At 71.9% G+C, this 13,820-nt stretch carries 6 protein-coding genes; 2 read left to right on the top strand and 4 right to left on the bottom strand.

Going from position 1 to position 13,820, the window contains the following annotated elements; genetic code table 11:
- Positions 1-174: 174 nt before the first annotated feature.
- From DFQ15_RS07815 to DFQ15_RS07800, 4 genes are all read right to left on the bottom strand, one after another.
- Entirely contained in the window at positions 175-1,653 is a 1,479-nt protein-coding gene (locus tag DFQ15_RS07815; RefSeq protein WP_110465440.1) for an efflux transporter outer membrane subunit, read from the bottom strand.
- Positions 1,650-4,766, bottom strand: coding sequence for an efflux RND transporter permease subunit (locus DFQ15_RS07810; RefSeq protein ID WP_110465439.1), 3,117 nt, complete (start codon positions 4,764-4,766; stop codon positions 1,650-1,652). Before DFQ15_RS07810 ends, DFQ15_RS07815 begins: the two co-directional genes overlap by 4 nt.
- Before the next feature lie 1,255 nt (positions 4,767-6,021).
- Complete coding sequence (locus DFQ15_RS07805; protein WP_110465438.1) at positions 6,022-9,219, bottom strand: efflux RND transporter permease subunit; 3,198 nt, start codon at positions 9,217-9,219, stop codon at positions 6,022-6,024.
- A gap of 42 nt (positions 9,220-9,261) precedes the next feature.
- Positions 9,262-10,818, bottom strand: a complete 1,557-nt coding sequence (locus DFQ15_RS07800; protein ID WP_110465437.1) for an MdtA/MuxA family multidrug efflux RND transporter periplasmic adaptor subunit — start codon at positions 10,816-10,818, stop codon at positions 9,262-9,264.
- A 272-nt stretch (positions 10,819-11,090) separates the two neighbouring features.
- Here DFQ15_RS07800 and otsB point away from each other — a divergent pair, with 272 nt between their 5' ends.
- Both otsB and DFQ15_RS07790 read left to right on the top strand, forming a co-directional pair.
- Positions 11,091-11,855, top strand: coding sequence for a trehalose-phosphatase (otsB, locus tag DFQ15_RS07795; protein ID WP_110465436.1), 765 nt, complete (start codon positions 11,091-11,093; stop codon positions 11,853-11,855).
- Between the two features lie 26 nt (positions 11,856-11,881).
- Complete coding sequence (locus tag DFQ15_RS07790; protein ID WP_110465435.1) at positions 11,882-13,741, top strand: glycoside hydrolase family 15 protein; 1,860 nt, start codon at positions 11,882-11,884, stop codon at positions 13,739-13,741.
- The last annotated feature ends 79 nt before the right edge of the window (positions 13,742-13,820 follow it).

The raw sequence follows: 13,820 nt of genomic DNA, 5'->3' as shown, positions 1-13,820 counted from the left end.
GCCGGCCTTGTCGGCCGGAACGGCAAATGCCGCAAGTCCGGCCGTGGCTCGATCGGAAAGCGCGCCATGGGCAGACGTACCCGTGCTCGCTGCCGGAAGGCGTAGCGGGAAGGCCTAGCGGGAAGGCGAGCTGGTGGACGACATCGCACGACAACGGGCCGTTCGAAGGCGCCGCTACACCGGCTCCCACCGCCCCGCGATGTTCTTGAGCAGTTGCCCGACCGCAGCCAGCCGGCGGTCGCGCACATCCAGCAGCGTGCGCTCGGCCGCAAGCGCGGCGGCCTGGGCGGTGACCACGTTGAGGTAGCTGACGGTGCCGGCGCGGTACTGGTTGTCGGTGACGTCGCGGGCGCGGCGCGCGGCGGCCAGGGCGTCGGCCTGCACCGCCTCCTCGCGCTCCAGGTTCGTGGCGACGACCAGGTTGTCCTCGACCTCCTGCAGCGCGGTCAGCACCGTCTGGCGGTAGGTGGCCGCGGCCAGGTCGCTGCTGGCGCGGGCCGATTCCACCGCGGCGCGGCGGGCGCCGCCGTCGAAGAGCGACACCGCCAGCGCCGGCCCCAGCGACCAGAACAGGTTGGGCGCGTCGACCAGGTCGCGCAGGGTGCCGCTGCGGTAGCCGGCGCTGGCCGAGAGCGTCAGCGCCGGGAAGAACGCGGCGCGGGCCACGCCGATCTGCGCGTTGGCCGCCGCCACCCGCCGCTCGGCCGCGGCGATGTCGGGCCGGCGCTGCAGCAGCTGCGAGGGGAGTTGCAGCGGTGCCGCGGGCGCCAGGGGCAGCACCGCCGTGCGCGGCAGGTCGAACGCCGCCGGCGCCTGGCCGACCAGCGCGGCCAGCGCATGCTCCAGTTGGGCGCGGGTGGTGTCCGCCTCGATCTGCTGCGCCCGGGCGGACTGGAGCTGCGACTCGGCCTGCGCCACGTCGACCGACGCCGCCACGCCCGCCGCGTAGCGGTTGCGGGTGAGCTGCAGCGACCGGCGGTAGGCGGCCTGGGTGTCGGCCAGCAGTTGCGATTGCACCTCGGCCGCGCGCAGGGAGAAGTAGGTCTGCGCCAGCGTCGCCTGGGTGGAGAGGCGCAGCGCGGCGACGTCGTCGGCGCTGGCCTGCAGGCCGGCCCGGGCGGCATCGACCGCGCCCGAGACGCGGCCCCACAGGTCCAGCTCCCAGCTGGCGCTGGCGCCCAGGGTGTAGAGGGTGCGCGGCCGGCCGCCGGTGCTGCCGACCGGGTTGCCCGCCGAATCGACCGTGCCGGCGCTGCTGCTGCTGCTCACGCTGCGGGTGCCGCCGAAGTTGCCGTTGACCGTGGGCAGCAGTGCGGCGCGGCTGCTGCCGAGCGCCGCCTGCGCCGCGCGCAGCCGGGCCACGCTGGCCGCGACGTTCTGGTTGCCGGCCGCGGCCTGCTGCTGCAGCCGGTCGAGCACCGGGTCCTGGAACAGCGTCCACCAGGCATCGGGCACGGCGGCCGCCGCCTGCGGATCGGCGGGCTGCCACAGGCCCGCCTCCTTGTAGGCGGCCGGCACGTCCATCGGCGGGGGCGCGGTGGGCAGCGGCGTGCTGCTGCAGGCGGCCAGGGCGGCCGCTGCCACCACCGAGGCGATGCTATGAAATCTATAGCTGGAGGCCGGCGCTGTTCGCCGGCGAGAGGCATTTTTCATGCGGAATCCGGAACGGGCAGGGGTATGGCGGCGGCCCGGCGCTGCCTACAGCGCTGCGCCCGCAGGCGCAACCGGTCGAGCGCCACGTAGACGACCGGCGTGGTGTAGAGGGTGAGCAGCTGGCTGCCGAGCAGGCCGCCGACCACCGAGATGCCCAGCGGCTGGCGCAGCTCGGCCCCGTCGCCGGTGCCGAAGGCCAGCGGCAGCGCGCCGCAGATCGCGGCCACGGTGGTCATCAGGATCGGCCGCAGCCGCAGCTGGCAGGCCCGGTAGATCGCCTGGGCCGGGGTGGCGTGGCCGCCGCGCTGCCGCACGATGGCGAAATCGATCATCATGATCGCGTTCTTTTTGACGATGCCCACCAGCAGGATCACCCCGATCAGCGCGATCAGCGAGAACTCGGTCTTGAACAGCATCAGCGCCAGCAACGCGCCGACGCCGGCCGAGGGCAGCGTGGAGAGGATGGTGATCGGGTGCACCAGGCTCTCGTACAGGATGCCCAGCACCAGGTAGATGGTGACCAGCGCCGCCAGCACCAGCACCGGCTGGCTGGAGAGCGAATCCTTGAACGCGCCCGCGGTGCCGCCAAAGCTGCCGCGCAGCGACACCGGCACGCCCAGCCCGGCGACGGCCGCATTCACCGCGGCGGTCGCCTGCGACAGCGACACGTCGGGCGGCAGGTTGAAGCTGATGGTGGTGGCCGGCGTGCCGCGCTCGTGGTCGACCCGCAGCGGCGTGTTGGTCAGCTCCATCCGGGCGAAGGCGGCCAGCGGGATCGGCTGGCCCGCGTTGTTGACGAAGAAGAAACCGCGCAGCGCCTCGGGGCTCTGCAGCCAGGCGGGTGCGGCCTCCATCACCACCCGGTACTGGTTGAGCGGGTTGTAGATCACGCCCACCTGGCGCTGGCCGAAGGCGTTGTCGAGCGCGGTGTCGATCGCGGCCATCGTCAGGCCGAGCCGGGTGGCGGCGTCGCGGTCGACCACCAGCGAGGTCTGCAGGCCCGCGTCCTGCTGGTCGCTGCTGACGTCCTCCAGCTCCGGCAGGCCCTGCAGCACCTGGCGGATGCGCGGCTCCCACAGGCGCAGCTCGGCGTTGTCGTCGGCCTGCAGGGTGTAGTCGTAGGAGGCGTTGGACTGCCGCCCGCCGATGCGGATGTCGCGCTGCAGGCTCATGAAGAGCCGCGCGCCGGGCTCGTTCTGCAGCTTCTGGCGCAGCCGCTCGATCACCTCCTCGGAGCTGGCCTTGCGCTCGGCCAGCGGCTTCAGGGTCATGAACATCTGCGCCGCGTTGCGCTGGCCGCCGCCGGTGAAGCCGGTCACGTTTTCGACCGCCGGATCGGCCTCGACGATGGCCAGGAAGCGCTTCAGGCGCTGCTCCATCGCCTGGAACGAGGTGGCCTGGTCGGCGCGGATGAAGCCCTGGATGCGACCGGTGTCCTGGTCGGGCAGGAAGCCCTTGGCGATGGCACCGTACAGGAACACGTTGAGCCCGATCACCGCCGCCAGCGCCAGCAGCGCCACCGGCTGGTGCCGCAGCGTCCACGCCAGCGAGCGCCGGTAGCCCTGGCGGGTGGCGCGCAGCAGCGCCGCGGCCCGGCGGCCGGCGCGAGACGGGGGCCGCGCCGGGCGCGGCGCGTGGGGCTTGAGCAGGGCCGCGCACATCATCGGCGTGGTGGTGAGCGAGACCACCATCGACACCAGGATGGCCGCCGACATCACGACCGCGAACTCGCGGAAGAAGCGGCCCACGATGCCGCCCATCAGCAGGATGGGGATGAACACCGCGATCAGCGACAGGCTCATCGAAACGACGGTGAAGCCGATCTCCCTGGCGCCCGCGAGCGACGCGGCCAGCGCGCTCTTGCCGCGCTCCATGTGGCGGGTGATGTTCTCCAGCACCACGATCGCGTCGTCGACCACGAAGCCGGTCGCCACGGTGAGCGCCATCAGCGAGAGGTTGTCGAGCGTGTAGCCGCACAGGAGCATCACCCCGAAGGTGCCGGCCAGCGACACCGGCACCGCCACGCTGGGGATCAGCGCGGCGCGGGCGTTGCGCAGGAAAAGGAACACCACCAGGATCACCAGCCCCACCGCGATCGCCAAGGCCCGCTCCATCTCGCGCAGCGAGGCCCGCAGCGTGGGCGTGCGGTCGGACACCACGTCGAGGTCGATGGCCGCGGGGATCGAGGCCTTGAGCCGCGGCAGCAGCGCCCGCACCCGCTCGGTCGCCTCCAGGATGTTGGCGCCCGGCTGCTTGAAGATCTGCAGCAGGATCGCCGGCTTGCCGTTGGCCACGCCGTAGGTGCGGACGTCCTGGACGCCATCGGTGACCTCGGCCACGTCCTGCAGCCGCACCGCGTTGCCGTTCTGGTAGCGGATCACCAGCGGCCCGTACTCGGCCGCGGTGCGCGCCTGGTCGTTGGTGGCGATCTGCCAGTAGCGCCCGCCCTGCTCCACCGCGCCGAGCGGCCGGTTGGCGTTGGCACTGGTGACCACGCCGCGCACCGTGTCGAGCGAGATGCCGCTGGCCGCGAGCCGCGCCGGATCGAGCTGGATGCGCACCGCCGGCAGCGCCCCCCCGCCGATCGAGACCTGGCCCACGCCCTCGACCTGCGCCAGGGATTGCGACAGCACGGTCGAGGCCGCGTCGTACATCTGCCCGCGGGTGAGGGTGGACGAGGTGAGCGCGATGATCAGGATCGGCGAATCCGACGGGTTGACCTTGCGGTAGCTCGGGTTGCCGGGCATGCCGGTGGGCAGCAGCGTGCGTGCCGCGTTGATCGCGGCCTGCACGTCGCGGGCGGCGCCGTCGATGTCGCGGTCGAGGTCGAACTGCAGGGTGATGCGGGTGTTGGCGAGGGTCGAGGTGGAGGTGATCTCGTTGACACCGGCGATGGCGCCCAGCGCGCGCTCCAGCGGCGTGGCGACGGTGGCGGCCATCGTGTCGGGGCTGGCGCCCGGCAGGCCGGCGGTCACGCTGATGGTGGGGTAGTCGACCTGGGGGAGCGGGGCCACCGGCAGGAGGAAAAAGGCGAGCGTGCCGGCGATCGCCAGGCCGAGGGTGAGGAGGCTGGTGGCGATGGGGCGGTGGATGAAGGGGGTGGAGAGGCTCATGGGGTGGGGGCCTCTGCGCCCCGGCTTCGCGGTCCTGCTCCCTCTCCCGCTAGGAGAAGGCGGGGGTGAGGGCCGCGCCCGGCCGGCAGATTTCTCCTCGGACTTGCTCCCTCTCCCCCTGGGAGAGGGCGGGGGTGAGGGCCGCGACCGGCTCTTCTGTGCGGCTGCTGCTTTTCGCTGTGCTGCCCGTGTCGGGTCCGGAGGCGGGGATTTCGCCCCCGCGGGCGAGTCGCTTCTTTTGCTTCGCCAAAAGAAGTAACCAAGAAAAGGCGACCCCGCGTGCTGCGTCCCTCCGCTGCGCTACGGGCAACCTGCGGTGCTCGCGGCAGGCGGGGTCCGCGCAAACTCGCTGCGCTCAGACATGCGCGGCCCTTTTTCCGCCTGCCGCTGCGCTCCTCGGCGCATCCCGAGGGGCGGGGAAGCAGGGTCCGTCGGCTGCTGCCGGCTTCGCGGCAGTGACGCTTGGGGGCGGAAGCTGCAAAGGCAAAGGCAAAGGCAAACGCACCTGCACAGGCACCCCCTCCCCCAACCGCACCGTCATAGGTATCGGTATCGGCACCGGCACCGGCACCGGCACCGGGGCAGATATTTGAACGAAAAGTGGCTGTAGCCGGCGTACGGAAACGACTTTCAGCTATGGATTTAATAGCGTCCGTGCAAGAGGATGCTGCGACGATGACCCGGGCCACCCATACCCCCGCTCTCTCCCCACACGCGAAAGCCAGTAAGACCGAAGCGTCAGAAAGTCGAGCGAAACCACAACCCACCCCCCGTGCCGAGCGAAGCAAGGGCACCCCCAGGCCGAGCGCAGCGATGGCCCGCGTGGAGCCCGCTCCCGCACCCCCGCCCCTCTGCGGCGTCGAGGAGCGCAGCGGGCGGCGGATCAGGGCCCGCGACTGTTTGAGCGGAGCGCAGCGCAGCGAGTTTGAGCGGGACCCCGCCGACCGCGAGCACCGCAGAGCAGTCCGGCGCAGCCGGACCGCCGCAGCGGGGTCGCCTTTCTTTGGTTCCTTTCTTTGGCGAAGCAAAGAAAGGGACTCGCCCGCGGGGGCGAAATCCCCGCCTCCGGACCCGAAAGCCGCAATGCAACGACAAGCAGCAGCGGCACAGAAAAGCCGGGCGCGGCCCTCACCCCAACCCTCTCCCAGAGGGAGAGGGGGCAAGACCGGGATGCAGCCTTCCAACTGGCTGCGCGCCCTCATCCAAGCATTCTCTCCAAAGCAGAAGGCCGCAAGACAAGCGGCGCAAAAAGAACTCACCGCGCCACCCCCCGCCGCGCCCGCCACCGCGCCGCCACCCCCGCGAACCCCAGATAGATCACCGGCGTCGTGAACAGCGTCAACAGCTGCGACACCACCAGCCCTCCCACCATCGTCACCCCCAGCGGATGCCGCAACTCGCTCCCCACCCCCGAGCCCAGCATCAGCGGCAACGCCCCCAGCAACGCGGCCAGCGTCGTCATCAGGATCGGCCGAAACCGCAGCAGACACGCCTGGTGGATCGCCTCCCGCGGCGCCAGCCCCTGCGTGCGCTCGGCGTCCAGCGCGAAGTCGATCATCATGATCGCGTTCTTCTTCACGATGCCGATCAGCAGCACGATGCCGATGATCGCGATGATGTCGATGTCGAGCCGCGCCGCCCACAGCGCCAGCAGCGCGCCCAGCGCGGCCGACGGCAGGGTCGAGAGGATCGTCACCGGGTGGATCGTGCTCTCGTACAGCACGCCGAGCACGATGTACATCGTCGCCACCGCGGCCAGCACCAGCAGCAGCGTGTTCGACAGCGACGCCTGAAAAGCCAGCGCCGCGCCCTGAAAGCGGGTCTCGACGCTCCGCGGCAGCTCCATCGCCGCCTCTTCCCGCTGGATCGCCTCGACCGCCTGGCCGAGCGAGACGCCGGGCGCGGTGTTGAACGAAAGGGTCGCGGCGGGCAGCTGGCCGACGTGGTTGACGGCCAGCGCGGTGGGCCGCTCGGTCACCCGGGCCACCGACGACAGCGGCACCGGCGCGCCCAGGCTGCTCGGCACATAGATCGCGCCCAGCGCGTCGGGGCCCAGCTTGTACCGCGGCGCCACCTCCAGCACCACGCGGTACTGGTTGGACTGGGTGAAGATGGTCGAGATCAGCCGCTGGCCGAAGGCGTCGTAGAGCGCGGTGTCGATGCCGGCCACCGTCACGCCCAGCCGGCCGGCCTGGGCGCGGTCGATCTCCACATACGCCTGAAGGCCGTCGTTCTGCAGGTCGCTGGCCACGTCCGCCAGCTGCGGCAGGCCGCGCAGGCGCTCCAGCAACTGCGCGGTGGTGGTCTGCAGCTGCGCCATATCGGGCGAGGACAGCAAGAACTGGTACTGGGTGCGGGCGACGCGGTCCTCGATGGTCAGGTCCTGCACCGGCTGGGCATAGAGGGCGATGCCGGGCACGTCGCGCGCGGCATCGGACAGCCGCCGCAGCACCTCGGCCACCGGGCCGCGCCGGGCCTTGGGCTGCAGGTCGATCAGCAGGCGGCCAGTATTGAGCGTGGTGTTGGCGCCGTCCACCCCGATGAAGGACGAGACGCTTTTCACTGCCGGGTCCTGCAGCAGCCGCTCCACCAGCGCCTGCTGCCGCTGGCTCATCGCCGCGAAGGAGATCGACTGCGCGGCCTCGGTCGTCGCCTGCAGCGTGCCGGTGTCCTGCTCGGGGAAGAAACCCTTGGGCACGACGACATACAGCAGCGCGGTCAGCACCAGGGTGGCGGCGAAGACCAGCAGCGTGAGCCCGCTGCGGTCCAGCACCCAGTCGAGCATGCGGCCGTAGCGTGCGATGGTGCGGTCGAAGAAACGGCCGGTGGCCTGGTAGAGCCGGCCGTGGTTCTCCTCGGGCGTGTGCCTGAGCAGCCGCGCACAGAGCATCGGCGTCAAGGTGAGCGACACCACCATCGACACCAGGATCGCCACCGCCATCGTGATCGCGAATTCGTGGAACAGCCGGCCCACCACGTCGCCCATGAAGAGCAGCGGGATCAGGACCGCGATCAGCGAGATGGTGAGCGAGACGATGGTGAAGCCGATCTGCTGCGCGCCCTTGAGCGCCGCGGCCATCGGCGTCTCGCCGGCCTCCACGTAGCGGGCGATGTTCTCGATCATCACGATCGCGTCGTCGACCACGAAGCCGGTGGAGATGGTGAGCGCCATCAGCGTCAGGTTGTTGATCGAGAAGCCGCACAGGTACATCACGCCGAAAGTGCCCATCAGCGAAAGCGGCACGGCCACGCTCGGGATAAGCGTGGCCGACACGCTGCGCAGGAACACGAAGATCACCATCACCACCAGCGCGATCGCCAGCAGCAGCTCGAACTGGATGTCGCGCACCGAGGCGCGGATGGTGGTGGTGCGGTCGGTCAGCACCTGCACGTCGAGCGAGGCGGGCAGCGTCGCCTGCAATTGCGGCAGCAGCGCCTTGATGCGGTCGACGGTGTCGATCACGTTGGCGCCGGGCTGGCGGCGGATGTTGAGGATGACCCCCGGAGTCAGCGATCCCCCCCGAAGCGGCTGCGCCGCCTCCCCCCCGGGGGGGCGACCGCCTCGGGGCGGCCCGGCGGCGGTCTGCTCTCCGGCCCTCGGCACCCCTGCAGGTACGTCCGCCACGCCGGCCCAGGCGGCCAGGCGGGTGTTCTCGGCGTCGTCCACCGTCTCGGCGATGTCCTGCAGCCGGATCGGGTTGCCGTTCTTGTAGGCGACGATCAGGTCGCGGTACTCGGCGGCGGACTGCAGCTGGTCGTTGGCGTCGATGGTGGAGGCGCGGGCCGGGCCGTCGAAGCTGCCCTTGGCCTGCTTGACATTGGCGGCGGCGATCGCGGTGCGCACGTCGTCGAGCGTCATGCCGGCCGAGGCCAATGCCACCGGGTTGGCCTGGATGCGCACCGCCGGCCGGCGGCCACCCGCGATGGCGACCAGCCCCACGCCCGGCACCTGCGAGAGCTTGGGCGCCAGCCGGTTCTCGACCAGGTCGTGCACCCGGATCACCGGCAGCGAGGGCGAGGTGATCGCGAGCGTGAGCACCGGCGCATCGGCCGGGTTGACCTTGCTGTAGACCGGCGGCATCGGCAGGTCGGCGGGCAGCAGGTTGCTGCCGGCGTTGATCGCCGCCTGCACCTCCTGCTCGGCCACGTCCAGGCCCACGTCGAGCGCGAAGCGCAGGGTGATCACCGAGGCGCCGCCCGAGCTGGTCGACGACATCTGCGACAGCCCCGGCATCTGGCCGAACTGCCGCTCCAGGGGCGCGGTGACGGCCGAGGTCGTCACGTCGGGGCTGGCGCCGGGATACAGCGTGACGATCTGGATCGTGGGGTAGTCCACCTCGGGCAGGGCCGACAGCGGCAGCAGCCGGTAGGCCAGGATGCCCGCGATCAGCACCGCCACCATCAGCAGCGCGGTGGCGACCGGGCGCAGGATGAAGATGCGCGACAGGTTCATGGGCGGCAGGCCGGTGCGGGTGCGGAAGCAGGCGCGCGGCGCCTAGCGCGCGGCGGGGGCGGCCGGTGCGGCGGCGGGCGAACCGGCCGGGGCGGTGGCCGGAGCCGCTGCCGGTGCCGCGGTGCCGCCCGGCGCGGGCGCCGCGGCCGGCGTGCCCGGCGCACCGGGGCCGCCGGGCGCGGCGCCCTGCTGCTGGCGCTCGCGCATCTGGCGGAAGAAGGCGCGGCGCTCCTCGGGCGACATCGCCTGCACCTTGGCGGCCAGCTCGGGCGGCAGGTTGCGCCGGCCGCCGCGCGGGCCCTGGGCCGACGCCTGCACCGCCTGGTCGGCGCGGGCGGCCGCGTCGGGCGCGATCACCGCCACCTGCGCGCCTTCGCGCAGCCGGTCGGCGCCGTCGGTGACGACGCGCTCGCCCTCCTGCAGCGCGCCCTGCACGCTGATCCGGTCGCCGTCGGTGGTGCCGAGCAGCACCTTGCGCAAGGACACGGTGCCGTCGTCCTTCACCGCATACACGTAGGTGCCCTGGGTGCCGCGCTGCACCGCGGTGGTGGGCACGGTCAGCACGCCCGGCAGCGTGTCGACCTGCAGCCGCACGTTGGCGAACTGGTTGGGGAACAGGCTGCCGTCGGTGTTGGCGAAGGTGGCCTTGGCCTTGATCGTGCCGGTGGCGGTGTCGATCGCGTTGTCGACCGTCTCCAGCCGGCCGGTGGCCAACAGCGTTTTCTGGTCGCGGTCCCACAGCTCCACCGGCATCGCGGCGCCGGCGCGCAGCCGGGCCACCACCCGCGGCAGGCTGGCCTCGGGGATCGAGAACAGCGCGTGGATCGGCCGCACCTGGGTGATGGTGACGATGCCGGTGGTGTCGGCCGCCCGCACCACGTTGCCCAGGTCGGCCTGGCGCAGGCCCAGGCGCCCCGAGATGGGCGCGGTGACGCGGGTGTAGGAAAGCTGCAGCCTGGCGGCATCGACCTGGGCCTGGTCGGTCTGCACCGTGCCCTGGGTCTGGCGCACCAGCGCGGCCTGGGTGTCGACCTGCTGCCGGGCGATCGAGTCCTGCGCCAGCAGGTCCTGGTAGCGCTGCAGGTCGAGCTGGGCGTTGCGCAGCAGCGCCCGGTCGCGGGCCAGCGCACCCTGCGCCTGGGCCAGGGCCGCCTGGTAGTTGCGCGGGTCGATCTCGGCCAGCAACTGGCCGGCCCGCACCATGTCGCCCTCCTTGAAACGGATCGCCTTCAGCTCGCCGTCGGCCTTGGCGCGCACCACCGCCGTGTTGCGCGCGGCCACGGTGCCGATCGCATGGACCAGCACCCGCACGTCCTGCCGCCGCACCGGGTCGGCCGAGATCGGCTGCACCTGGGCGCCCGGGGCGCGGCGGGCGCCCGGCCCCCCGGCACCGGCCCCCGTACCGGCCGCGACAGGCGCCGCCGCCTGTCGCGCCGCCTGGCCGCGCCACCACCAGACGGCCGCCGCCACCGCGCAGAGCAGCACCACCGCCACCACCAGCCCGAGCGGCCGTACACGCCCCCGCAGGGCGTGCCGTGCAGGCAGGGTGCCGTGGCGGCGCGGGCGGCACCGGAACCAGGGGAGGCGGGGGCAGGACATGGGCATGGTGCGGGCGGGCGGGCGGGCCGCAGGCCGAGACAGTGCGGTGACGGGGCGGCGACAACGCCGATGGGGCAGGATGTTACGCGGCGCATCGGCGACGGCGCACGGCGGCGCGGCCCCATTTACCGTTGATTTACCCACGCATCGCACGGCACCCGGGCAGACCCCGCGCGGAGCGCCGTCCCGCCCGCCCGCCCGCCCGCCCGCCCGCCGTAACAGAATATTTCCCCAATACGACCCCTACAAGCCCTCTGGTAAGGTCTTACGCGATGCAATTGCTCCCTACGGTCACCGCCGGGACCGCCCTCTTTCTCGACTTCGACGGCACCCTGGCAGACCTCGCCCCCACCCCGGATTCCGTCCATGTGCCCTCGGGCCTGGTGACCACCATCGCCGCGCTGCGCCAGCAGCTGGGCGGTGCGCTGGCCATCGTCACCGGCCGCAGGGTCGAGGATGTCGACCGGTTCCTCAGCCCGCTGCTGCTGCCGGTGGCCGGCGAGCACGGTGCCGAGTTCCGCCTGCCCGACGGCACCGCCCCCGACATCGCGCCGCCGGCGCTCGGCCCGGCGCTCGACGTGATGGAGCGGCTCGCTGCCACCCACCATGGCCTGCTGGTCGAGCGCAAGCCCCATTCGGTTGCGCTGCACTACCGCCACGCCCCCGACCTGGAGGCGCTGTGCCTGGCCGCGGTGCAGGCCGCCGTGGCCCGGCTGCAGGATGTGGAGCTGCTGCGCGGCAAGTGCGTGTTCGAGGTCAAGTCGGCCCACGTCGACAAGGGCCGCGCCATCGCCATCTTCATGCAGGCCCTGCCCTTCGCAGGCCGTGCGCCGATCTTCGTCGGCGACGACGTGACCGACGAGGCCGGCTTCGCCGCGGTGCAGAGCCTGGGTGGCGTCGGCATCAAGGTGGGCGAGGGGCCGACCCGGGCCCGCCACCGCTGCCTCAATCCCGCCGCGCTGCGTGGCTGGCTGGCGAGCGCGCGCACCGGCCTCGCCGCAGCCGGCGGCGCATTGCCGCCGCACGCCGAATCCTGAACCCCGCCGAGAACACGAGCCCCGCCATGCACGACGCGACCCCCACGCCCGCCGCCCACGCCTGCGCACCGCTGGCAAACCCTGCCGCCGGCTTCGCCGCTCCGGAGCCCGCGTCGCTGCAGCTGGGCCTGATCGGCAACTGCGGCTTCGGCGCCCTGGTCGACAAGCGCGGCCGCATCGTCTGGTGCTGCATGCCGCGCTTCGACGGCGACCCGGTCTTCAACGCCCTGCTGCAGCCGGGCGACCAGGCCAGCGCCTTCGGCATCGATATCCAGGATTTCGCGCGCAGCGAGCAGTGGTACGAGCCCAATACCGCGGTGCTGCGCACCCGGCTGTGGGATACCGCGGGCAACGGCCTGGAGATCACCGACCTGGCGCCGCGCTTCTTCGCGCGTTCGCGCTTCTTCAGGCCGCTGACGCTGGTGCGCCGGGTGCGGGTGCTGCACGGCGCGCCGCGGGTGCGGGTGGCGATGGACCTGCGCTACGACTGGGGCCGCGAGACGCCCGCCATCACCCGCGGCAGCAACCATGTGCGCTACGTCGGCGGCGACATGACGCTGCGGCTCAACACCGACGCGCCGATCGCCTACGTGCTGGCCAAGACGCCCTTCCTGCTGACCCGCGACCTGCACTTCATGCTGGGCGCCGACGAGACGCTGCACGACGGCATCGCCGACACGGTACGCCACTTCGAGCGCGAGACCATCGCCTACTGGCGCAAGTGGAGCCAGCGGCTGGCGGTACCGCTGGAGTGGCAGGACGCGGTGATCCGCGCGGCGATCACCCTCAAGCTCTCGCTGTACGAGGAGACCGGCGCCATCGTCGCCGCGATGACCACCAGCATCCCCGAGGCGCCGGGCAGCCAGCGCAACTGGGACTACCGCTACTGCTGGCTGCGCGATGCGTTCTTCGTGGTGCGGGCGCTCAACAGCCTCTCCGAGGTCGGCACGATGGAGGACTACCTGCGCTACCTGGGCAACGTGGTGATCGCCGCCGGCGGCGAGCATGTGCAGCCGCTCTACGGCATCGGCATGGAGCAGCAGCTGCCCGAATCCTTCGTCGAGCACCTGGGCGGCTACCGCGGTATGGGCCCGGTGCGGGTCGGCAACCAGGCGCAGGAGCATTTCCAGCACGACGTCTACGGCAACATCGTCCTCGGCGCGGCGCAGGCCTTCCACGACCACCGGCTGCTGCACCGCGCCGGCGAGGCCGAGTTCGCCCAGCTGGAGAAGATCGGCGAGCAGGCGATCCGCGTCTACGGCACGCCCGACGCCGGCATGTGGGAGCTGCGCACCCGTGCCCGGGTGCACACCTCGTCGGCCCTGATGAGCTGGGCCGCCTGCGACCGGCTGGCCAAGATCGCCACCGCGCTCTCGCTGCCCGCGCGCGCCGACTACTGGCACGGCCACGCCCGCCGGATGCAGGCCGAGATCATCGAAAAATCCTGGAACGAGGAGCGCCAGGCCTTCGCCGAGAGCTTCGGCGGCGCCGACCTCGACGCCAGCGTGCTGCTGATGGCCGAAGTGGGCATCATCGACCCGAAGGACCCGCGTTTCGTCTCCACCGTCGAGGCGATGCAGGCCTCGCTCTGCGACGGCCCCTACATGCGCCGCTACGAGGCGCCCGACGACTTCGGCAAGCCCGAGACGGCTTTCAACATCTGCACCTTCTGGCTGATCGACGCGCTGGCCCGCATCGGCCGCAAGGACGAGGCCCGCAGCATCTTCGAGACCATGCTCGCCGCCCGCAACCATCTGGGCATGATGAGCGAGGACACGCATCCCGACACGCAGGAGATGTGGGGCAACTTCCCGCAGACCTACTCGATGGTCGGCATCATCAACGCCGCGGTGCGCCTCTCGGCCCCCTGGGACAGCGCCATATGAACGGCGGCAAGCTTCACCTGTCGCTTCCGGGATGCGTGGAACCGGCTTTGCCGGGCCGCTGCATCGCCCCCCAGTGGGG

Origin of the sequence: Xylophilus ampelinus, from assembly GCF_003217575.1 — a bacterium.
GTDB classification, from domain to species: Bacteria; Pseudomonadota; Gammaproteobacteria; order Burkholderiales; family Burkholderiaceae_C; genus Xylophilus; species Xylophilus ampelinus.
This window is presented reverse-complemented; position numbering and strand designations above follow the sequence as displayed.